The sequence below is a fragment of the Cyanobium sp. A1C-AMD genome, assembly GCF_024346495.1.
Classification (GTDB): Bacteria; Cyanobacteriota; Cyanobacteriia; order PCC-6307; family Cyanobiaceae; genus Cyanobium_A; species Cyanobium_A usitatum.
Window position 1 is genome coordinate 1 of record NZ_JAGQDB010000045.1, and the last position, 19053, is coordinate 19053.

General features: G+C 65.1%; 22 protein-coding genes, 1 tRNA gene and 1 pseudogene. 16 read left to right on the forward strand and 8 right to left on the reverse strand.

Annotation, left to right across the window (positions count from 1 at the left end):
- Window positions 1-92 (reverse strand): biliverdin-producing heme oxygenase (locus tag KBY74_RS08695; RefSeq protein ID WP_254941467.1); only part of this gene is annotated, 92 nt, incomplete at its 3' end.
- A 293-nt stretch (window positions 93-385) separates the two neighbouring features.
- On the opposite strand from KBY74_RS08695, the gene KBY74_RS08700 reads away from it, so the two are divergent.
- Genes KBY74_RS08700 through KBY74_RS08710 form a run of 3 tightly spaced genes read left to right on the forward strand, consistent with a single transcriptional unit; the run spans window position 386 to window position 2324 of the window.
- Window positions 386-1213, forward strand: a complete 828-nt coding sequence (locus tag KBY74_RS08700; RefSeq protein WP_254942351.1) for a HEAT repeat domain-containing protein — start codon at window positions 386-388, stop codon at window positions 1211-1213.
- Entirely contained in the window at window positions 1192-1854 is a 663-nt protein-coding gene (locus KBY74_RS08705) for a HEAT repeat domain-containing protein (RefSeq protein WP_254942352.1), read from the forward strand. The genes KBY74_RS08700 and KBY74_RS08705 overlap by 22 nt, the downstream gene beginning before the upstream one ends.
- On the forward strand, window positions 1851-2324 hold the full coding sequence (locus KBY74_RS08710) for a low molecular weight protein-tyrosine-phosphatase (protein WP_254942353.1): 474 nt from the start codon (window positions 1851-1853) through the stop codon (window positions 2322-2324). The genes KBY74_RS08705 and KBY74_RS08710 overlap by 4 nt, the downstream gene beginning before the upstream one ends.
- Window positions 2325-2336: 12 nt before the next feature.
- Here the strand turns inward: KBY74_RS08710 and KBY74_RS08715 are convergent, their stop codons facing one another.
- Together KBY74_RS08715 and KBY74_RS08720 are read right to left on the reverse strand one after the other, a co-directional pair.
- Window positions 2337-3899 (reverse strand): bifunctional pantoate--beta-alanine ligase/(d)CMP kinase, encoded by a 1563-nt coding sequence (locus tag KBY74_RS08715; RefSeq protein ID WP_254942354.1) that lies wholly within the window; start codon window positions 3897-3899, stop codon window positions 2337-2339.
- An 82-nt stretch (window positions 3900-3981) separates the two neighbouring features.
- On the reverse strand, window positions 3982-4533 hold the full coding sequence (locus tag KBY74_RS08720; RefSeq protein WP_254929500.1) for a septal ring lytic transglycosylase RlpA family protein: 552 nt from the start codon (window positions 4531-4533) through the stop codon (window positions 3982-3984).
- A 390-nt stretch (window positions 4534-4923) separates the two neighbouring features.
- On the opposite strand from KBY74_RS08720, the gene purM reads away from it, so the two are divergent.
- Entirely contained in the window at window positions 4924-5964 is a 1041-nt protein-coding gene (purM, locus tag KBY74_RS08725; RefSeq protein ID WP_254942368.1) for a phosphoribosylformylglycinamidine cyclo-ligase, read from the forward strand.
- Window positions 5965-6130: 166 nt separating this feature from the next.
- Window positions 6131-6820: a hypothetical protein gene (locus KBY74_RS08730; protein ID WP_254942355.1), complete on the forward strand. Its 690-nt coding sequence runs from the start codon at window positions 6131-6133 to the stop codon at window positions 6818-6820.
- Here KBY74_RS08730 and KBY74_RS08735 read toward each other — a convergent pair.
- Window positions 6817-7788, reverse strand: coding sequence for an aldo/keto reductase (locus KBY74_RS08735; RefSeq protein WP_254942356.1), 972 nt, complete (start codon window positions 7786-7788; stop codon window positions 6817-6819). The genes KBY74_RS08730 and KBY74_RS08735 overlap by 4 nt on opposite strands.
- A gap of 35 nt (window positions 7789-7823) precedes the next feature.
- Here KBY74_RS08735 and KBY74_RS08740 point away from each other — a divergent pair, with 35 nt between their 5' ends.
- Window positions 7824-7979 (forward strand): hypothetical protein, encoded by a 156-nt coding sequence (locus KBY74_RS08740; protein ID WP_254942357.1) that lies wholly within the window; start codon window positions 7824-7826, stop codon window positions 7977-7979.
- Window positions 7980-7987: 8 nt separating this feature from the next.
- Window positions 7988-8491 (forward strand): hypothetical protein, encoded by a 504-nt coding sequence (locus tag KBY74_RS08745; RefSeq protein WP_254942358.1) that lies wholly within the window; start codon window positions 7988-7990, stop codon window positions 8489-8491.
- Between the two features lie 35 nt (window positions 8492-8526).
- Here KBY74_RS08745 and KBY74_RS08750 read toward each other — a convergent pair.
- A tRNA-Cys gene (locus KBY74_RS08750) sits at window positions 8527-8597 on the reverse strand.
- Between the two features lie 44 nt (window positions 8598-8641).
- Here KBY74_RS08750 and KBY74_RS08755 point away from each other — a divergent pair.
- Window positions 8642-9892, forward strand: coding sequence for a lipid-A-disaccharide synthase-related protein (locus tag KBY74_RS08755; RefSeq protein WP_254942359.1), 1251 nt, complete (start codon window positions 8642-8644; stop codon window positions 9890-9892).
- Window positions 9893-9920: 28 nt separating this feature from the next.
- Window positions 9921-10178, forward strand: a complete 258-nt coding sequence (locus KBY74_RS08760) for a hypothetical protein (RefSeq protein ID WP_254942360.1) — start codon at window positions 9921-9923, stop codon at window positions 10176-10178.
- Between the two features lie 15 nt (window positions 10179-10193).
- Here the strand turns inward: KBY74_RS08760 and KBY74_RS08765 are convergent, their stop codons facing one another.
- Entirely contained in the window at window positions 10194-10871 is a 678-nt protein-coding gene (locus KBY74_RS08765; RefSeq protein ID WP_106632352.1) for a ribonuclease D, read from the reverse strand.
- A 36-nt stretch (window positions 10872-10907) separates the two neighbouring features.
- On the opposite strand from KBY74_RS08765, the gene KBY74_RS08770 reads away from it, so the two are divergent.
- On the forward strand, window positions 10908-11492 hold the full coding sequence (locus KBY74_RS08770; RefSeq protein WP_396111899.1) for a cofactor assembly of complex C subunit B: 585 nt from the start codon (window positions 10908-10910) through the stop codon (window positions 11490-11492).
- 16 nt (window positions 11493-11508) lie between these two features.
- Window positions 11509-12387 (forward strand): dehydrogenase, encoded by an 879-nt coding sequence (locus tag KBY74_RS08775; RefSeq protein ID WP_254942361.1) that lies wholly within the window; start codon window positions 11509-11511, stop codon window positions 12385-12387.
- On the opposite strand, the gene hemF is transcribed toward KBY74_RS08775, so the two are convergent.
- The gene (hemF, locus tag KBY74_RS08780; RefSeq protein ID WP_254942362.1) at window positions 12314-13354 is read right to left on the reverse strand and encodes an oxygen-dependent coproporphyrinogen oxidase; all 1041 of its coding nucleotides are present in this window, start codon (window positions 13352-13354) and stop codon (window positions 12314-12316) included. The two genes, KBY74_RS08775 and hemF, sit on opposite strands and share 74 nt — an antisense overlap.
- Before the next feature lie 149 nt (window positions 13355-13503).
- On the opposite strand from hemF, the gene KBY74_RS08785 reads away from it, so the two are divergent.
- The 5 genes from KBY74_RS08785 (at window position 13504) to KBY74_RS08805 (ending at window position 18704) form a co-directional block, all read left to right on the forward strand.
- Window positions 13504-14598: an Mrp/NBP35 family ATP-binding protein gene (locus tag KBY74_RS08785; protein ID WP_254942363.1), complete on the forward strand. Its 1095-nt coding sequence runs from the start codon at window positions 13504-13506 to the stop codon at window positions 14596-14598.
- 5 nt (window positions 14599-14603) lie between these two features.
- Window positions 14604-15881: a rod shape-determining protein RodA gene (gene rodA / locus KBY74_RS08790; protein WP_254942364.1), complete on the forward strand. Its 1278-nt coding sequence runs from the start codon at window positions 14604-14606 to the stop codon at window positions 15879-15881.
- Entirely contained in the window at window positions 15833-17260 is a 1428-nt protein-coding gene (locus KBY74_RS08795; protein ID WP_254942365.1) for a HAMP domain-containing sensor histidine kinase, read from the forward strand. Before rodA ends, KBY74_RS08795 begins: the two co-directional genes overlap by 49 nt.
- Window positions 17261-17354: 94 nt before the next feature.
- Window positions 17355-17786 (forward strand): photosystem I reaction center subunit II PsaD, encoded by a 432-nt coding sequence (locus tag KBY74_RS08800; RefSeq protein WP_254937604.1) that lies wholly within the window; start codon window positions 17355-17357, stop codon window positions 17784-17786.
- A 57-nt stretch (window positions 17787-17843) separates the two neighbouring features.
- Window positions 17844-18704 carry a glycosyltransferase family 92 protein gene (locus tag KBY74_RS08805; RefSeq protein WP_254942366.1) on the forward strand — a complete coding sequence of 287 codons (861 nt, stop codon included), beginning with the start codon at window positions 17844-17846 and terminating at the stop codon, window positions 18702-18704.
- Here the strand turns inward: KBY74_RS08805 and KBY74_RS08810 are convergent.
- Window positions 18695-19053 (reverse strand): annotated as a pseudogene (locus KBY74_RS08810) (hypothetical protein); the annotation flags it as partial. The gene KBY74_RS08805 and the pseudogene KBY74_RS08810 sit on opposite strands and share 10 nt — an antisense overlap.

Consider the following 19053-nt stretch of genomic DNA (forward strand, 5'->3'; position numbering starts at 1 on the left):
TTAAGGAAGCAGCTCACGAAGCCGGTGTTCTCCGCCATCGTGTGGGCCTTTTTGGTGCCTTCACGCAGTTGGGAAGCGAGCGCAACAGCCATAGGTGCCGGTCTGAGGAACAGGTATATCGGCAGCAACTTAGAGGGGGCACCCTGGATTGGTTTGCCCCTTTGCGAAGAGTTCACGACTGGAGTAGTAGGCCAGCCATGCGCATTGGTCCTGGGGCTGAGTCGATGCTTTGTAAGCCCCATTTATGCGATTCCGATGCCTGGCTGGCTCTCACTCATTGAGAGCCAGTCCTCAGCGGACCTGCCGGAATCATGCCCAAGCTGAAATTTGGAACCAGCCCTGGGCTGGCAACATCACTAGGAGCCCGCGTCACGCAACAGCATCCATGGCCGACGCCGACGCCAGCCCCCCCCCGGCAGGCGAACCCATCAGTGAGCAGGAAGCCCTGCGCCGGCTCCGCCAGAGCGAAGACTCCTCCCAGCAGTACTACGGAGCCTGGTGGCTGGGCCGGATGCGCAGCCAGCACCCAGAGGCAGTGCCCCTATTGCAACAAGCTCTGCGCCAACGCCGGCCCAGGGATAGTGGGGCCGGCGTGGAGGAGAACGCAGTAGCCCGCAATGCCGCCCGCGCCCTCGGCAAACTGGCCCCAGCAGCGCAAGCGGCCATCCCCGACCTGCTCGACACCCTGCAGGATGCCGACGACGGCCTACGGGAAGCGGCAGCCCGGGCCCTGGGCCAACTCGCAGCAAAGGCAGCCATCGAGGCTCTCTGCGAGAAGCTTGCTAGCGGCCCCGCTGTGGCCGGCGCCCAGCAGGCCAACAGCCCCCGCCTGGTGGAACCCTGCGAAGCCCTCCTGGAGGCCCTGGGCGACATCGGTGTCAACGAGCCGCGGGTGCTGGCCGTGGTGAAACCCTTCCTCGCCCACGAGCGCCCCCTGATCCGCAGCGCTGCGGCGCGCACCCTGCTGCAATTGAGCGGTGAGGCGCGCTGGGGGGAACTGCTTGTGGACCTACTTGACCATCCCCAGCTGCAGGTGCGTCGTGCAGCCCTGATGGATCTAGGTGCCGCTGGCTGGCGGCCCGGATTTAAAGCCATTGCCGCCACCCTGGCCGAAAACAGTCTGAAATTGATGGCCCTGCGGGGGCTGGTGGAGCAGGGCAACGGCGACCCCGGCGACGAGGCCCTGCTGGCTTGCATGGACGCCTTGCTGTGAGCATGGATTCACCGGTGGCAGCCCGGATCGCAGCCCTGCAACAGGCCGGCAGTGCCCTGGCCCTACAGCAAGCCACCCAGGAACTGGCCAGCTGCGCCGATGCCAGCGCCGCTCCGGTGCTGGTGGAGGTTTTGGGCTTCAACAACCCCGGTGCGGCAGTAGCCGCCGTGGAGGGGCTGATCAGCCTGGGGACAGCGGCCGTGGATGCCCTGTTGCAGCTCGACCCCGAAAACTACGGAGCCCGGGCCTGGGCCGTGCGCGCCCTCGCCGGCATCGGCGATGTGCGCGGGCTAGAGCTGCTGCTCGATGCCCTCGGCAGCGACGTAGCTGCCAGCGTGCGCCGGGCTGCCGCCAAGGGGCTCGGCCAGCTGCAACTGGCCGAGCTCCCCCCTGCCCAACAGCAGGACGTCCAGCGCCAGTGCCTCGGAGCCCTACTGGCCGCCACCAGCGATGGCGAGTGGGTGGTGCGCTACGCGGTAGCGGTGGGGCTGGAGTTGCTGGCAGCTGGCCTACCAGCGGGAAGTCCGGAGAGGCAGCTGGCCCAACAGGGCCTGCTCACACTCCAGGAAGCGACTGATGGCACTCCTCCGGTGGTGCAGAGGCGCGCCAAGTTGGCCCTTTCACGGCTGGAGCTGCAATGAAGAAACGGGTGCTGTTTGTCTGCCTGGGCAACATCTGCCGCTCCCCAGCCGCTGAAGGGGTGTTTTTGCACCTGCTCCAGCAATCTCAGGCTGGTGAGCGGTTTGTGGTGGATTCGGCTGGCACCGGGGGCTGGCATGTGGGCAAGGCTGCCGATGCCCGCATGCGCGCAGCCGCCAGCCGCCGCGGCATCCAGCTACCCAGCCGGGCGCGACAGCTGGGGCGAGCGGATCTCAACCGCTTCGACCACATTCTCACCATGGACGCCAGCAACCTGCTTCAGGTGCAAGCCCTAGTCGGGGAAGCTGGCGGCAGCAGCCTCGCCCGCATCGAGCCGCTACTGAGCTACTGCAGTCGGTTTGATGTCAGCGAAGTGCCCGACCCCTATTACGGGGGAGCCGAGGGATTTGAGCACGTGCTCGACCTGCTGGAAGACGCCTGCAGCGGCCTGCTGCAGGCCCTAGACGACTAAGCGACTAAAGGTCTAAACGCCGTTAGCGGCCGGCCAGGCCTCCTCCGGAACCCTCTCGCGGAACAGGTCCACGAGTGCCTGGATCACAGCCTCAATGGCCATACCGTCCGTTACCAGCTCCACCGCATCCTCGGCCTGGCACAGCGGCGCCACCTCCCGGCTGGAATCCTGGTGATCACGGGCAACTATCTGGGCCTCCAGTTCAGCCAGAGGTGGCACCTCAAAGCCCCGCCGCTCGAGGTCTTGGGCGCGACGGCGGGCCCGCTCCGCCGCAGTGGCCGTGAGAAAAACCTTGAGCTCGGCGTCGGGGAAAACGGCGGTGCCGATGTCGCGGCCCTCGGCCACCAGCCCCCCCTTAAGCCCCATGGCCTGCTGCTGGGCAGTGAGGGCCTGGCGCACACAGCCGTGGGCAGCCACCAGGGAGACCTGGGCCGTTACCTCCGGGCTGCGAATCGCCTCGGTCACGTCGAAGCCATTGATGCTCACAAGCTGCTCGCCGGCGCCGCTGGCACTGAGCTGCAGATCCAAGCCCAGCAGCAGGGGTTCCACAGCCGCCGCATCGGCAGGGTCGGCTTCCTGGCGCAGCACCCACCAGGTGAGGGCCCGGTACATGGCGCCGGTGTCCAGGTAAACCAGGCCCATCTGGCGGGCAAAGGCACGGGTGACGGTGCTCTTGCCCGCCCCCGCTGGTCCATCAATGGCAACGATCGGCAGACGAGACATCAGAAAACAATGGTCGATCAGGCGGCTTGAACCGCAGTGCACCGCAGTGGCGAGCAGGGCCAAGCCTTGCACTTGCTGCAATGGCTCCAGGCTATGGGGAGCCACAAGTTCCACATAATCCACCCTCAGGCCCGCCGCTTCCAGCTGCTGGGCCAGCTGGGAAGTGAGCGCTGGGGCTTGGGAAAGGCCGCCACGCAGTTGGGCAGCCGCAGCCGCCAGACCAGCTGGCAGCGCCGCGGCCTGCTGGCGCTGGGAGGGGGAAAGGCGACGGTTGCGGGAGCTGCAGGCGAGCCCATCGGCCTCCCGCACTGTGGGGCAGCCCTGAATGCGCAGCGGCAAGCCCAGATCCGCCACCACCCGCCTCAGGATCACCAGCTGCTGCCAATCCTTTTCGCCAAGCAGCAGGAGATCAGGGCGCACCAGGGTCAGCAGCCGAATCACCACGGTGGCCACCCCCTCAAAGTGCTGGGGCCGGTGGAGGCCACAGAGCCCCTGACGCAAAAGCAAAGGCGGCACCACCCGGGTCAAGCCGGCCTCGCCCCGGGGGTAGATCTCCGCCACGCTGGGAGCAAACAGGGCCGTGGCACCGGCGGCGGCGGCTAGATCAATGTCGGAGCGGAGGTTCCGGGGATAGGACTCGAGATCTTCCCCAGGGCCGAACTGCAGGGGATTGACAAACACACTCAGCAACACAGATGGGGGCTGGCCTGACCCTTGCCTCAGTGCCGCTGCTCGGCGAATCAGCTGCTGATGACCCTCATGCAGCGACCCCATCGTGGGCACGAAATGCAGGGGAGCCTGCTGCTGCTGCCGCCAGGCGGCTAGGTCTTGGCATGTTTCGAGCAGGTCCAAGGAAAGAGCGGCGGCAGCCAACAAAAAACCCACCCGCCAGATTGGCGGATGGGCTGATTGAGGGGAGCTGGCTTAGCTCAGCTCACTGGAGCACTTCGAGACGCACTTGAGCAACGCCACTGGCTGTGAGGCCTAAGGACTGGGCAGCTCCATGGGCAATGTCAATGACGCGGTTGCCGTGGAAAGGACCCCGGTCGTTGATGCGCACCACGGCGGTGCGGCCATTCCAGAGGTTGGTCACACGCACCTTGGTGCCGAAAGGCAGGGTGCGGTGGGCCGCCGTGAGGGTGCCAGGACGAAAGACTTCGCCGTTGGCAGTGCGGTTGCCAAAGAATCCGGGGCCGTACCAACTTGCCTGACCCTTGGAGCTATGCACCACACGGGGCGCTGGCTTTGGGGCAGGAGCGATAGGGGTCGGAGGAGCCTGCTTGATCTGGGTGTCACTTGGTGACAGCTCCACATCAACCTCGCGGATGGCGACTGCAGGCGAAGGGCCTTGGGGCTCAGGGCTGGAAACAGCCATCGCTACAGCATCGTTGCTGGTTGAGGCGAGGCTGGACTCGGCGATGGCGGGAACCAAAGCACTGCCGGAGAGAAGCAGGGCGAGAGCCCCAAGGGAGAAGGTGCTGCGCATAACAAACGAAACTCGCCGCTGTTGCGGCAATCACCAGCCAGAGGCAATTAGTGATTCGTCAGCGTTGGATTCGATCTCAAACTGAATGGAGTTGAGATACGAATTCGCGTTCGGGGTTCCTATCGGGAATTGACGACAGGGCAAAGTTAACTGCTTCAGCCGGCCGTTTCGGTCAAAAACGACACCTACAAGATTGATCAGCAATTGTCATCCAAGCGACCAGGGCAGGCGCTTACAGGGCTGAGCGGGGGTAGGCAAGGCCAGCGAGGATCAGCGACCCAAATCACAATCATCAGCGCAGCTAATCGTTTGGGGTGCCAATCGGGCAATTGGCCCCGGATTTGGGCAGGTGGCATCAGAGGATCGGAGCTGCAGATGGGTTCGCACGGGATGGACTACCGCACAGCCGGGGTGGATGTGGTCGCAGGCAGGGAGTTTGTGGAGCGGATCCGGTCCAGTGTTGAAGCCACCCGGCGCCCTGAGGTTGTGGGCGGGCTCGGAGGCTTCGGGGGTCTATGCCGACTGCCCGCCGGGCTGCGGGATCCCCTGCTGGTCTCCGGCACCGACGGGGTTGGCACCAAGCTTGAGCTGGCTCAGGCCTACGGCCGCCACCACGATGTGGGCATCGACTTGGTGGCGATGTGCGTCAACGACGTAATCACCAGCGGGGCCGAGCCGCTTTTCTTCCTTGATTACATCGCCACAGGCAAGCTCAGCCCGGAGGCCATGGCTGAGGTAGTGGAGGGCATCGCCGATGGTTGCCGCCAAAGCGGCTGCGCCCTTCTTGGCGGCGAAACAGCCGAAATGCCTGGCTTCTATGCCCCGGGCCGCTACGACCTGGCCGGTTTCTGCGTGGCCGTGGTCGAGGCGAGCGCCCTGATCGATGGACGGGCCGTTAGTCCAGGGGATCGCATCCTGGCGGTGGCCAGCAGTGGGGTCCATAGCAATGGCTTCAGCCTGGTGCGCCGCATTCTTGAGAGCCAGGCGGTCGATGAACTCACGACCCTGCCCAACAGCAACCAAAACCTGATAAATGCCCTGCTCGCCCCCACCCGTCTCTATGGAACCCTGGTTAAAGCCTTGCTTGCCAGCAAGGTGCCCATAAACGGCATGGCCCACATCACCGGCGGCGGCCTGCCTGAAAACCTGCCCCGCTGCCTGCCCACTGGGGTGCACGGCGTGATCGACCCAACCAGCTGGCAGCGTCCACCTCTGTTCCACTGGCTGCAGCAAGCCGGCGAAGTGCCGGAGGCCGATCTCTGGAACACCTTCAATTTGGGGGTGGGCTACTGCCTAGTGGTGCCGGCAGCTGCAGCGGATCAAGCTCTCGCAATCTGCCAAGACACTGGCTACGAGGCCTGGGAGCTGGGCGCGGTGGCCAATGGCAGTGCTGGAGAGCAACCGCTGGCAGGACTTCCCTTCAGCGCTTGATCAGCCCGGCTGCCAATGGCCAATTGCATCAGAGTGGGCTGTTGGGACGGTCGGAAGCCGCTCTCCTGCCTAGGGTGCTGGCCTCGAAGTTGATCAACACCTATCGCCCCGGTTCCTGAGCCAGGGCGATGTTCGAGCCATACGTAGTTGTATTAGGAGTGGCGTCATGACGCAATCAATAGGTTCACCACAGCGAATAGCGGCCCCAAGCCCCCTGGGCTCCTCCGCTGCCCCCCCCCTCGGCACTGGTCAACGCATCACCCGTCGCCGCAGCTCGGCCGGCCCCGTAGCCCCAACCCGGCCGCAACGCCCCCGAGATCTTCAGGCAGCGCCCCAGCGGGGTGGGGTGAGGCCCACCTTCCTCACCCTGCGAGATCACGGCAAGGTCTATGTAGCCGACCTGCCCCGGCTCTCAGACGGCCAACTGGCCCACGTGACCAAAGAAGCGCGGGAGGTGCTTGAAAGCCTGGGCCGCCGGCTTGAGGAGCTTGAGGCTCAGCCTTTCCTATCCCAGGCCGAACAGGACACCAGGATCCGGGCTTCCACCAAGCGGGATGTCACGGAGCGCTTCCTGCGCTCAATCGATGACGAGCTGCAGCTTCGCCACAACAACCCCGCCCTGAGGGCAGCGGCTGGTGAGTCGCTGGCTCGAGCCTTCCTGGAGCTGGCACGCCACCGGCTGCCTGGCGCCACCTTCGATTCCCTGCTGCAGGAAGCCCTGGCAGCCTGCGGTCCCGAAGCGGCCGCCGAAGCCGAAAGCCACGGCGACCACGGTCCCAGCCCTGTGGTGCCCCTGGTACGCCCCCAGGCCATGCCGGTGGTGCTCACCCTCGATCCAGCCCCCCAGGCCGGCTAGTCGCTCTGGAAGGGATTGGCAGGCATGCCCACCTCCAATCCCAGCGCCAGATCATCTAGACGGCGGCGCTCCTCCTCAGACAGGTTCCAGGCCAGGGCCGCCGCGGCCTGCTCCACCTGCTCCGGCCGGCGCAGACCGGGAATCGGCAAAGCGCCGTGGGCACGACACCAGTTGAGGGCCACCGCCGCCAGGCTGGCGTCGCGACTGGCCGCGATTCGGGCCATCTCAGCCTGGAGCTCAACCAAGGCGGGAGCTAGCCGGCGGAACAAAGCTCCCCTTGGCCCCCTAGGCAGAGGCCCATCCGCCATTGATCTGGCCAGCAGCCCCAGGGCCAGGGGGCTGTAGGCGATCAAACGGATACCCAGCTCACGGCAGACTTCAGCCACCCCGCCCGGCTGGACCGGATTGGGTGCCAGCAGCGATAGCTGCACCTGGAGGCTGCTGAGCGGCACTCCCCGCTCGGCCAAGCGCCGGTGCACCGACCGCAGGCGACGCGGTCCCATATTTGAAACGCCAAGGGCCGCCACCTCCCCCTGCTGCACTAGATCAGCCAGACCCTCAAGCAGGGGGGCCTCCTGCCAGGGGGCGTAACGAGCCGTGCTCCAGTGCAGCTGCACCAAATCAATTCGACCGACCAGGCGCCGTTTCGAAGCCGCAAAAGCGCGGTCATAGCCGCGGCGCCCCAGTCGCCAGGGGAAGGGGGCGAGCTTTGTAGCCACGAGCAGCTGGTCGCGCTGGGCCGCCGGTAGGGCCGCCGCAAAGCGGCCCAAAAGGGCCTCACTGCGGCCGTTAAGCCTGCCAGTGCCGTAGGAGTCCGCGGTATCAAAGGTGTGCAGGCCGCAGGCCACAGCCCGCTGGAAGGTGGCTTCAAGCACCGGATCCTGGCTCGGGTCGTAGCCCCAAAGAAATTGATTTCCCCAGGCCCAAGTGCCAACACCGATGCCGGGCTGCCCCACTGGATGCGCCATCGTGGAGTTAGGTGCCAAAGCGGATACTTCCCAAAATGCCCGATTCCCCCACCCCCGGCTGCGCCAGCTTGCTTAAGAACACCAGCGAGCCAGAGCCCCCCCTCGAGCCGGTTCTTTGCCAACACTGCGGACGCACCGCCAGCAATGGCATCAGCTGCCAGGGCAGCTGCGTGGCCGACTCGGGCTACTGAGCACGCCCATGGCGCGAATGTTCAGCCTGGGCCTGATGCTGCTGGCCTGGGCCAGCGCCGCCCAAGCAGGGGGTTTCGGGCGCTGGGAGATCGGGCTAAGAGGCTGCTCACTGAGGCAGGGCCAGATGGAGCAACCCCAGCTACTGCGCGAACAGAAGCAGAACTGCGTCCGGTTGCGGCTTGAACAAAACATGGAGGGGCTGCTGAGTGTGCGCCTGATCACGCCCTCCGCCAACCAACTATTCGGCAGCAGAAGCCTGGTGTTCGCAGGTGTGCTCGCCCCCGGTCAAAAGCCAATGCGCTGCAACGCCGATGGCAAATGCAAACCTCAATGGCCTATCCGGCTGGATGTGTCCACAGTGGCCACCAACGTGGAATTAGACGGATCTCCAGCGCCCACCTTGCCCCGGGCCCAGCTGGCCAAAGGGACATGCCTGCTGGAACGCCATCGCCTGAGGTGCGAGGCCAGTGATTCCAGCGGACAGAGGTGGGAAGCTCAGGCCCGCCTCTGAAATTAGGCGGAGCTTCAAGCCGAAGCAATTAATAAAGGCGGCACCCAGATTCGAACTGGGGGTAAAGGATTTGCAATCCTCTGCCTTACCACTTGGCCATGCCGCCGGCCGGGGAGCAAACTCCCTGCAGCGGATCGTATCAGCCACGGCATGTCCTCCCGTCTGCTGGTTCTAAGCAACGGCCACGGTGAGGATCTGATCGCCCAACGGGTTCTGCAGGCCCTACGGGTGCGGCGGCCCAACCTGGAAATCCAGGTATTGCCCCTGGTGGGACTCGGCGAAGCGTTCAGCGCCGACGCAGCTGCCGGCCACCTGCAGCGGATCGGCCCCCAGCTGCAGCTGCCTAGTGGTGGCTTCAGCAACCAGAGCTTGAGGGGCCTGGCCCGCGACCTCGGGGCAGGCCTGCCCCTGCTGAGCTGGCGCCAACTGCAACTTGTGCGCCACTCGGCCCGTCAAGGCAGCCCGGTGCTGGCAATTGGCGACCTACTGCCCCTACTGCTGGCCTGGAGCGGGGGCGGCAGCTTCGGCTTCATTGGCACCCCCAAAAGCGACCACACCTGGGCCACACCGGCCCCAGCGGGCTGGGCGGCGACACCGCTCGCAGATGCCTACCACCGCTGCAAGGGCAGCGAATGGGATCCGTGGGAATGGGCGTTGATGGGCAGCCGGCGCTGCCGGCTCGTGGCCGTGCGCGACCAGCTCACCGCTCAAGGGCTGCGGCGCCACAAGGTTGCAGCCCTGGCTCCTGGCAACCCAATGATGGATGGCTTCCGCCACACCCCTCTGCCGGCCGGGCTAGCAAGCCAGCGGCGCCTAATCCTGCTGGCCGGCAGCCGCCTGCCCGAAGCCCTCGGCAATGCCCGCCGGCTGCTGGGCTGCCTCAGCCTGCAGCAGCCGCGGCAGCCGGCCAGCGTGCTGGTGGCCTCTGGATCGGCGCCCACGGCCGCCGCCTGGGCCGAGCTGTTGGGGCAAGCGGGCTTTACGCCCATACCACCAACAGCAGCTAGCGCCGCCAGCGGAGCAATCAGCAGCTGGCAACTGGGCCGCTGGACCCTGCTGCTTGGCCAAAACCGCTTCGCCACCTGGGCCGGCTGGGCCGAGCTGGGCCTGGCCACTGCGGGCACTGCCACGGAACAACTAGCGGGGCTGGGGGTGCCCTGCCTGTCGCTGCCGGGGCCGGGGCCCCAATTCAAAGCTGGCTTTGCCCGCCGCCAGAGCCGCCTGCTGGGGGGCGCTGTCGTGCCCTGCCATTCCCAACAGGAGCTGGCCCTAAAACTGCAACAACTGCTCGACGATCCAGCCGAATGCGCCCGGCGTGGCGCCCTGGGCCGGGAGCGGATGGGGCCGGCCGGTGGCAGCGCCCAGCTAGCCGAGCTGGTTGAGCAACAGCTGCTGGGATGATGCGGCCACCCCCGCAGCTCCGTCGCCCATGGCCGGCATCCCCGATCGGGCCTACAACGCCGCCTGCGGCATGTTGGCCAGCCAATTGAGCATCAGCCTGGCGGCCGCCCGCCGCAAGGTCGACGTGCGCAGCTCCCAGGAGGGACTGAAAGAAACCGCAGCCAAGCTCGCCCTGGCCCAGCAGATGCTTGCGGAAGCCCAAGCCAGCGGCGAAAACCACCATGAGTTGCTCAGCTCCCTGCTGGAGGCAGTCGGCAGCGACGAGAACTTCATGGTGGAGGACTGAGCCAGCCAGGGCCCTTCAGCGGTTGCCGCCGGTGGAGTGCTCAAACAGCAGGTGAAAGCGCTGGCGATCCAGGTCGGCCAGCACCGGGATGCAGCCAAAGCAACGCTCAGCCAGCTGCCAGCGCTCCTCCCGCTTCAGCATGGTTTCCAACCTGTCGCGAGCGGGAAGCAAGTAGCGCACATCGCCGGCGGCGTAGGCCAGCTGGACATCAGAGAGATCTTCCACCCGGCCCCAATCGGAACTCTGGGCCTGCTTGTCGAGCTCAATGCCCACCAGCTCCTGCACCACTTCCTTGAGGCCATGGCGGGGGCTGTAAGTGCGGCCCAGCCGGCTGGCCACCTTGGTGCAAAAGATCGGATCGACGGCAATTGCCAAGTTTTCAGCCAGGGCAGCCACGTCAAACCGGGCGAAGTGGAAAACTTTTTCAATCGCCGGGTTTTCCATCAAGACCTGGAGCCGGGGTGCCGAGCTCTGGCCGCGGTGGAGGCGGATGCAGCAAACGTTGTCGTTGTCGTCGCAGATCTGTACCAGGCAGAGCCGGTCGCGGCCATGAATCAGACCCATCGCCTCGGTGTCCACCGCCAGCGCCCTAGCCCCGGCGTAAAGGGCCGCCCACTCGGCATCAAGATCACCGTCAAACACGGCGAAGCGGGCGGGAGCTGGCAGGTTGCTGGGGGCAGACGAAGCGGTCACACGAAAAGGGCAAATGCCTTGCCATGCTGACAAGCCATGCCCCCTAGGGGTGGCGTCACAATTGGATGGATGGCCAACCTCAGCTCCACCCTGCTGCTCACCCTGCTACTAGCCGTAGGCCTGGTTTTTTTCTTGCGTGCCGCCAGTAAAGACCGCACCACCACAGTCGAGGTGCGCTCCTCGCGGCCGCCTCTGGAGGTGTTGAGCCAGCTGAGCGAATGGCTGCTGCAACGTGGTTGGCGCGCCGAATCCACTGACCCCGAGCGCCGCCACCTCTGCTTCCGCGCCGAGGTGGCTGCCAGTCCCTGGTTGGCGGTGCTGCTCTCCGTGCTGGGAGCGGTGGGGGCCGCCTGCCTTGGGCTGGTGCTGCGCCAGCTGCTGCCCCAGCTGGGCTGGTGGCCCCTGTTGCTGGCCTTACTGGGGCCGGCGGCTGGGCTGATTTATCGCACTCGGGCGATGCGGGCCGAAACCCTGGAGCTGCGCCTGATCAGCCATGACAGCGCCACGGGCAGCGCCTTACGACTGAGGGCCCACCGCGATGAGCTAATAGCGCTCGAATTGGAAATGGGTCCCAAGCTGGGTCTATTCAGCGACGGCAAGCTGCTCAGCTCACCCATCTGACCCTTGCCTGGCAGTCATGCAACGATTCCGCCCCCTGGCTCTCGTCTTGACCGGAGTGCTTGCCATAGCTGGGGGCGCTGCTGCCCAAGCGCCGCCGCTGGCCAACTTTGATCCGCTCACAGGGCCGCGCAGCCGGCTGAGCAAAAACTGGCGAGGTCTGGCTGAGCTGCCCAGCAGCACCGAAATCCTGGTGCTAGCGGGTCATGCCGATTCCCAGGGGATTGGCGGAGCCGGCACAGGGGGAGAGGCCGTCGACCTCGGCGCAGCCGCGCCGATGCAGCCGGGCATGCGCGACGAGCTCTATTGGAACCTGCTCACCGCCCAGGCGGTTGTGGCCCTTGGCCAGCAGCGGGGTCTGGCCATCCGCTTCTACGACCCACCGCTGCGCAGCATTGCTGACGGCGACGATCCACGCACCAACTGGAGCGTGGGCAAAGCCCATGTCCAAGCCGGTGGGTATGCCCTGGAAATCCACTACGACGCCTACGGTCCAGATGGTGTGGGTTCGGGCCTGATCCCTCCCCTACATCGCCACCCAACCCGCCTAGACGAAAGCCTGGCGCTGGCCTTTGGTCCCTATCCCCTGCTCTTCCGCGACGGCCTGGGAGCCCCCAGGCGAGGCATCGCCATTCTCGAGATCGGCAAACTTGAGGGCCAGCTAGAAGCATCGCTGCGAGATCCCCGCAGCCGCAATGGCGCTCTCCAAGCGATCGCTGAGCGAGTGGTTTCAGCTTTGCAACGGGGTCTGGAGCAGGGCTTGCAACCAGCCCCACCAATGCCTGGTCTGGCCGCCACCAAACCAGCGACCATCAACCCATCACCTAATTCAGCGCCTGATGGGGGGCGCAGCGGTCCGCGAGCGAGCCGTCCTCCAGCCAATCCTGGGGACGAGTGAACAGGTCTGTGAGCAAGGCCTCACGGCTGCCAGCCTCCGGCTGATATCCGTATTCCCAGCGCACCAAGGGCGGCAGAGACATCAGGATCGACTCGGTACGTCCGTTGGTCTGCAAGCCGAAAATCGTGCCCCGGTCAAACACCAAATTGAACTCCACATAGCGGCCCCGCCTGTAGAGCTGAAACTGGCGCTCCCGCTCGCCATAAGGGGTGTGCTGTCGCTTCTCAGCGATCGGCAAGTAGCTGGGCAGGAAGGCGTTGCCGCAGGCACTGGCCAGGGCAAACAGCTGCTCCCAACTCTGCGGCACCGGGCCTAATTGGTTGCTCACAGCCGCCGCAGGCCCATCGGGGTCCTGGCCCTTGTAGAGCACCCCGCGGGGATCCTGGTAGTCGTAAAAGATGCCGCCCACGCCGCGGGTCTCGTCCCGATGCTTGAGGAAGAAGTACTCGTCGCACCAGGGCTTAAACACCTGATAAAAAGCGGGATTAACGCTGTCGCAGGCTCCTTTGAGCGTGCGGTGGAAATGCTGGGCGTCTTGCAGGAACGGGTAATAGGGGGTGAGATCGGCGCCGCCGCCAAACCACCACACCGGGCCCGCTTCGAAGTAGCGGTAGTTGAGATGAACGGTGGGGATATAGGGGTTGCGGGGGTGCAGCACCATCGAGGTGCCTGTGGCAAACCAGCGGTGCCCCTTGGCTTCCGGCCGCTGGCTGAGGATCGAGGGGGGCAGTTCTGAGCCCTCCACCTCTGAGAAGTTGACGCCGCCCTGCTCGAAGACGCGGCCGCCCTTCATCACTCGAGAGCGACCGCCGCCGCCCTCCGGACGCTCCCAGCTCTCCTCGGCGAAGCAACCTTCGGCATCAAATTCTTCTAAACCGGCGCAAATGGAGTCCTGCAAGCCCATCAGCAGGGCCTTAGCCCTGGTGCGGGAGTCGGCCGGTGGAGCTTCCAGCAGGGCCTTAAGCATCGACACTGCGCCACATGGCGCTGGAAACGTCTAACCATTTCAGCCCAGCCTCCCCCCAGACAAGTAATCGAGAGGGTCTGTCACGCCCATGCTGACGGTCAAACGCAGCAGCGAGGCCCCTAGGATCGCAGTCTCTGATTGGATTTCCGATGGCATCTGTGGAGCAGGCTCAGGCCGCCCTCAACGCCGTTCAGGATGCCGGCAGCGGGCGCAGCCTGATCGAGCTGGGCTGGATCCAGCAGACGCGACTGGTGGACGATCGGGCCGTATTTCGCCTTGCCCTACCTGGCTTTGCCCAGAGCCAGCGGGATCGCATCGCCGCCGAAGCCAAGGCGGCCCTGCTCGCCCTTGAAGGCATCAACGACGTTCAAATTGAGTTGGAGCAGCCCAGCGGCGGCGCTCCAATCGGCGCCGCTGGTCATGGTCAAGTGCCGGAACGCGGTCAACTGCCAGAGCGCCAGGCCATCCCTGGGGTGCGCCAGGTCATCGCCGTCAGCAGCGGCAAGGGCGGAGTGGGCAAGAGCACGGTTGCCGTGAACCTGGCCTGTGCCCTGGCTGCTTCAGGACTAAAGGTGGGCTTGCTCGATGCGGACATCTACGGGCCGAATGCCCCCACCATGCTGGGAGTGGCTGATCGCACGCCTGAAGTGAGCGGCGAAGGCGCCCAGCAATTGATGACACCGATCGAAACCTGCGGCATCGCCATGGTGTCGATGGGCCTGCTGATCCAGGAAAACCAACCCGTGATCTGGCGGGGGCCGATGCTCAACGGCATCATTCGCCAGTTTCTTTACCAAGTCGCCTGGGGCGAACGGGATGTGCTGATCGTCGACCTGCCTCCTGGCACCGGTGATGCCCAGCTCACCATTGCCCAGGCGGTGCCGATGGCCGGGGCGATCATCGTCACCACTCCCCAGCTGGTTTCCCTAGCTGATGCCCGCCGGGGTCTGGCGATGTTTCTGCAGATGGGGGTGGACGTGCTGGGTGTGGTGGAAAACATGAGCGTCTTCATTCCCCCTGACGCTCCAGACAAGCGTTATGCCCTATTCGGCAGCGGCGGAGGCTCCCGCCTGGCTGAAGAGGCCGGAGTGCCCCTGCTGGCCGAACTTCCCCTGGAGATGCCCGTGCGGGAGGGGGGAGATGCCGGACGCCCCGTAGTGCTCAGCCACCCCGAATCGATCAGCGCCCGGGGCTTTTTGGCTTTGGCCCGCCAGCTCAGCGCCGCCCATCTGGTGCCAGCCTGAAGCCCATGTTGAGCCAGTTGGGGCGGCGCAACCCTCGATTTTTTAGTGGCCGCAGCAGCCGGCGCAACCCCCTAGCCGACGTGGACCTGATCCTCTGGGGGGTACCGCTGGCAATGGTGGCGATCGCCGGGATCCTGATTGCCAGCACCCAGCGCCAAGCGAATTACGCCGACTGGTACCAGCACTGGGTAACGGCGGCGGTGGGCATGGTGGTGGCCCTACTGCTGGCGCGAATGCCATTGGATCGGCTGATCCCATTTAAGTGGCCGATTTACATAGCCATGGTCGCCAGCCTGGTGGCCGTCCGAGTTGTCGGCACAAGCGCCCTAGGGGCCCAGAGCTGGATCAACATTGGCGGCTTTTATGTGCAGCCCTCTGAATTCGCCAAGGTGGGCGCCATCTTGCTTCTCGCCGGGGTACTAGCCAGACACCCGGTTGACCGTCCTGTTGACCTGATCCGTCCAGTGGGCCTAATCGCCCTGCCCTGGCTGCTGGTTTTTGTGCAACCCGACCTAGGCAGCTCGCTTGTGTTTGGCGCCGTACTGCTGGTGATGCTGTTTTGGGCTGGAATGCCTGGGGCCTGGGTGGTGCTGCTGCTCTCCCCTCTTGTGGCGGCGATAGTGGCAGGCACCCTGCCCTGGCTGCTGCTGGGCTGGGTGCCCCTGATGGGCTGGCTGGCATGGAAGAGCCTGCCCTGGAAGCGGGTGGCCCTGGCGATCAGCCTTGCCGTGCAGGGGATCTTCGCAATCGCCACCCCCTGGCTCTGGGAGCACGGCCTGCGCCCCCACCAGCGAGCCAGGCTCACCCTGTTTCTTGATCCAGCCCAGGATCCCCTCGGCGGCGGCTACCACCTGCTGCAGAGCACCGTGGGCATCGGCTCGGGGCAAATCTGGGGCACCGGCTTGATGCAAGGCTCCCTCACGAAACTGCGGTTTATCCCTGAGCAACACACCGATTTCATCTTCAGCGCCCTTGGCGAGGAAACCGGTTTTCTCGGCTCGGTGCTGGTGGTGGCCGGCTTCGCCCTGCTCATGTGGCGCCTGCTGCAGATCGCTGGACGGGCCCGCAGCGATTACGAGGCCCTGGTGGTGGTGGGAATTGGGGCGATGCTGATGTTCCAAGTGGTGGTGAACATCAACATGACCATTGGACTAGGTCCCATCACCGGCATACCCCTGCCCTGGCTGAGTTATGGAAGATCCGCCATGTTGGTGAACTTCATCTCCCTTGGGCTGTGCGTCTCAGCCGCCCGCCGGGGCCGCACGGCCCAGGGCCGCTGGTGAGCCTGGCCGACCTGCGACGTTGTTTGGCTGAAGGGGTGCCAACCGGGGTCGGCAACGAAGACTGCGCGCGGCGGCAGTGGTGGGCAGCCCTGGCCACCCTGCAGGAGGATTTCCTGTTGCCCCACCAACCCCTCCAGGGCCTATGGCTGGCCGCGCCACTGCCCGCCCTCTATGAACCAGCCCTGTTACAGCAGCTGCAGGGCTGGGTTTGGGCCCCAAGCGACCTAGATGGCCTGCTGCCCAGCCCCGCACCCCTTCTGCCAGGAGCCGGCAACCCAGCTCCATGCGGCAGCTTTCAGCGGCTAGCCCTGGCGGAGGAGGACGGCACCGACCCCCTCCTGCTGGTGATAACCCCCCAGCTACAGGTAGCCCTTTGCCTCGATGGCCCGGCTGAAGGCCGGCGCCTGATTGTTCGCTTCGACCCTGAGGCCCTGTCCGAGGCCCTAGGCCTTATTCATGGGCGCCTACTGAGCCAGGATCCCGCAGCCTCGGCAGACCTGCGCAGCGCCCTAGAGCGACTGGGGCCCCTGCGCAGCGACGACCAACTGGGCTTGCGCTTCTGGCCGCGGCTGGGGGAACGGCTGGCCGCCATGGCCCCCAGCCTGACGCTGCAGCCCCTGGTGCATGGCGGTAGCGATCGTCCAGCCCAGGCCCAGGAGCGCCAGGCCGGCGACACCCCACGAGCGGTGAGCAGCGAACTAGCCCTGCTCGAGGCCCTCACCCACGAGGTGCGCACACCGCTGGCCACGATCCGCACCCTGATCCGGTCCTTGCTGCGGCGCAACGACCTGCCGGCGGTGGTGCGCCAGCGCCTCGAGCAGATCGACGGCGAATGCAGTGAGCAAATCGATCGCTTCGGCCTGATCTTCCTAGCGGCCGAGCTGCAACGCCAACCAGGCTGCGAACAGCCCCTTGAAAGCCACGACCTGGCCCGCACCGACCTCAGTGCGGTGCTGCACCAGCAGCAAGAACTGTGGCAGCGGCAACTGGCGCGCCGCGGCCTGGACCTGGAGCTGGCGGTAGCCGATGGCTTGTCGCCGGTGCTGAGCGATCCGGCCCGGCTCGAAACCATGCTTGGCGGACTAATCGACCGCTTCAGCCGCGGCCTGCCCAGCGGCAGCCGCGTGACCGTGAGCCTGCTGCCGGCCGGCAGCAGGCTGAAGCTGCAGCTCAACAGCGAGGGCCACGACACCAGCGAGAACGACGGGATGGGGAACGGCGAGCAGCGGGAGCTGGTGGGGCCTGTGCTGAGCTGGAACCCCACCACCGGCAGCCTGCAGCTGAGCCGTCAAGCCACCCAGCGGCTATTCCATCGCCTCGGCGGTCGCCTCACCGAGCGCAACGGCAGCGGCTTGACCGTGTTTTTCCCGGTTTGCTGAAGGGCCGGTTTGTTGACGGGTGTGAAGAGTGCGGCAGAAGCCCCGATCCGGTCAAAACCACGGTGCTAGCTTCCGGCTGAAACGTTCCAAAGCCATGGCAGCTACGGTGCTCAGCGGTCAACTCCCGAAGTACATCGGCAGCACCGGCGGCCTGCTGAACTCTGCTGAAACTGAGGAGAAATACGCCATCACCTGGAGCAGCCCGAAGGAGCAAGTCTTCGAGCTGCCCACCGGTGGCGCGGCCCACATGAATGAGGGCGAAAATCTGATGTACTTCGCCCGCAAGGAGCAGTGCCTCGCCCTGGGCACCCAGCTGCGCACCAAGTTCAAGCCCCGGATCGAGGACTACAAGATCTACCGGATCTTCCCTGGCGGTGACACCGAGTTCCTGCATCCCAAGGACGGCGTTTTTCCCGAGAAGGTCAACGAGGGTCGCACCATGGTTGGTCACAACCCCCGCCGCATCGGCGCCAACCAGAATCCTGCCAATCTCAAGTTCACCGGCAAGAACACCTTCGACGCCTAACTAGTTCCACTGATCAACGCACTCCTGCAACGCATCAAAATTGGCCGGGTGGGGCTCATGCCTCCCCGGCCTTTGCATGGCAGACATGGCCTGGCGATCGCCCTGGTCGTGCGCAATGAGGAGCGTCATATCGGGGAATGGGCCCGCTTCCATCGGCTCGCCGGTGTGCGCCACTTGTTTGCCTATGACGACGCCAGCACCGACGGCACGGTTGCCGAGCTGAGGCGCCACATGCCAGCGGAGCAGCTCACCGTGATTCCCTGGGGACAGCGGCTAAACGACCGCAGCCTCGGCCGCCCGATCCACAACCAGGTGCTGGCTTACGCCCATGCCGCCGCTAACTTCGGCGGTGCTTTCCGCTGGCTGGCCTGCATTGACGCAGACGAGTTTTTGGTACCTGTCCAAGCAAGCAGCATCGACACAGCCCTGAAGCACCTAGGGCCCGAAGTAGTGAATGTGTCCCTGCCCTGGCACATGTTCGGCCGCTGCGGCCACCAGGATTCCCCTGCCGGGGGTGTGGTAGTCAATTACCTGCAAAGAGCACGGAACCCTATGCAGGGGGTGAATTTCAAGTGCATTGTTGACCCTTGCCAGCTCAGCGGTGTGCGCGTTCACACCATGGACACCGGCCGACCCGCGCTCACCTGGAATGACCGTGGCGAGGCTTTCCCCATAAAGCAACGGCACAAGTCTGGGTTCTATTCGGCCGAGCACCTGCAACTCAATCACTACTACACGCGCTCAAAGGAAGAGCTGGAGCAGAAAATTAGTCGCGGCCCCAACCTCGAGGCGAAGCGGCAGGATTATCGCCGCAAGGTGATGCGGACAGTAACCCGGATCGAGGCGCACACCCGGGAGGACCGGCAGGCGATCAATTTCCTGGAGCGAGCGGCGGCTGTAAACTCAGTTCAAAACTGATAACCGAACTGGTCGATCTCGGAAGCATAGAGGCGTCCAATTAGAAGTTCTAGCTCTGGTGTGTAGTGGTTCCGGTATCCCCCGGGGGCACCAGCCGGTCGATGCCCTCCCTTGGAGCGGGGCAGCCAACCGTCCCAATCCAGCCCAGCATCCTGAAAAAATAACTGCAGCTCCTGCTGGAGCTGCTCAAAGCGCACCACCCGATCAGCCACCACCTGATCATTGATGGTGTACATCGGCCAGTTGTCGTGGAAGGCGAGGGGCACGATGCCGCCGAGGTCATGGCCAGCGGCCAAGGCCTCCACATAGGCGGCAAAACTGGGAGGAGCCTTTTGACGCTGAATGCGCC

Bases quoted from the DNA above. Each gene is read 5' to 3' on its own strand.
- KBY74_RS08700 (WP_254942351.1), top strand. From the start codon at position 386: ATGGCCGACGCCGACGCCAGCCCCCCCCCGGCAGGCGAACCCATCAGT.
- KBY74_RS08710 (WP_254942353.1), top strand. From the start codon at position 1,851: ATGAAGAAACGGGTGCTGTTTGTCTGCCTGGGCAACATCTGCCGCTCC.
- KBY74_RS08720 (WP_254929500.1), bottom strand. From the start codon at position 4,533: ATGCGCAGCACCTTCTCCCTTGGGGCTCTCGCCCTGCTTCTCTCCGGC.
- purM (WP_254942368.1), top strand. From the start codon at position 4,924: ATGGACTACCGCACAGCCGGGGTGGATGTGGTCGCAGGCAGGGAGTTT.
- KBY74_RS08730 (WP_254942355.1), top strand. From the start codon at position 6,131: ATGACGCAATCAATAGGTTCACCACAGCGAATAGCGGCCCCAAGCCCC.
- KBY74_RS08735 (WP_254942356.1), bottom strand. From the start codon at position 7,788: ATGGCGCATCCAGTGGGGCAGCCCGGCATCGGTGTTGGCACTTGGGCC.
- KBY74_RS08740 (WP_254942357.1), top strand. From the start codon at position 7,824: ATGCCCGATTCCCCCACCCCCGGCTGCGCCAGCTTGCTTAAGAACACC.
- KBY74_RS08745 (WP_254942358.1), top strand. From the start codon at position 7,988: ATGGCGCGAATGTTCAGCCTGGGCCTGATGCTGCTGGCCTGGGCCAGC.
- KBY74_RS08755 (WP_254942359.1), top strand. From the start codon at position 8,642: ATGTCCTCCCGTCTGCTGGTTCTAAGCAACGGCCACGGTGAGGATCTG.
- KBY74_RS08760 (WP_254942360.1), top strand. From the start codon at position 9,921: ATGGCCGGCATCCCCGATCGGGCCTACAACGCCGCCTGCGGCATGTTG.
- KBY74_RS08770 (WP_396111899.1), top strand. From the start codon at position 10,908: ATGCCCCCTAGGGGTGGCGTCACAATTGGATGGATGGCCAACCTCAGC.
- KBY74_RS08775 (WP_254942361.1), top strand. From the start codon at position 11,509: ATGCAACGATTCCGCCCCCTGGCTCTCGTCTTGACCGGAGTGCTTGCC.
- hemF (WP_254942362.1), bottom strand. From the start codon at position 13,354: ATGCTTAAGGCCCTGCTGGAAGCTCCACCGGCCGACTCCCGCACCAGG.
- KBY74_RS08785 (WP_254942363.1), top strand. From the start codon at position 13,504: ATGGCATCTGTGGAGCAGGCTCAGGCCGCCCTCAACGCCGTTCAGGAT.
- rodA (WP_254942364.1), top strand. From the start codon at position 14,604: ATGTTGAGCCAGTTGGGGCGGCGCAACCCTCGATTTTTTAGTGGCCGC.
- KBY74_RS08800 (WP_254937604.1), top strand. From the start codon at position 17,355: ATGGCAGCTACGGTGCTCAGCGGTCAACTCCCGAAGTACATCGGCAGC.
- KBY74_RS08805 (WP_254942366.1), top strand. From the start codon at position 17,844: ATGCCTCCCCGGCCTTTGCATGGCAGACATGGCCTGGCGATCGCCCTG.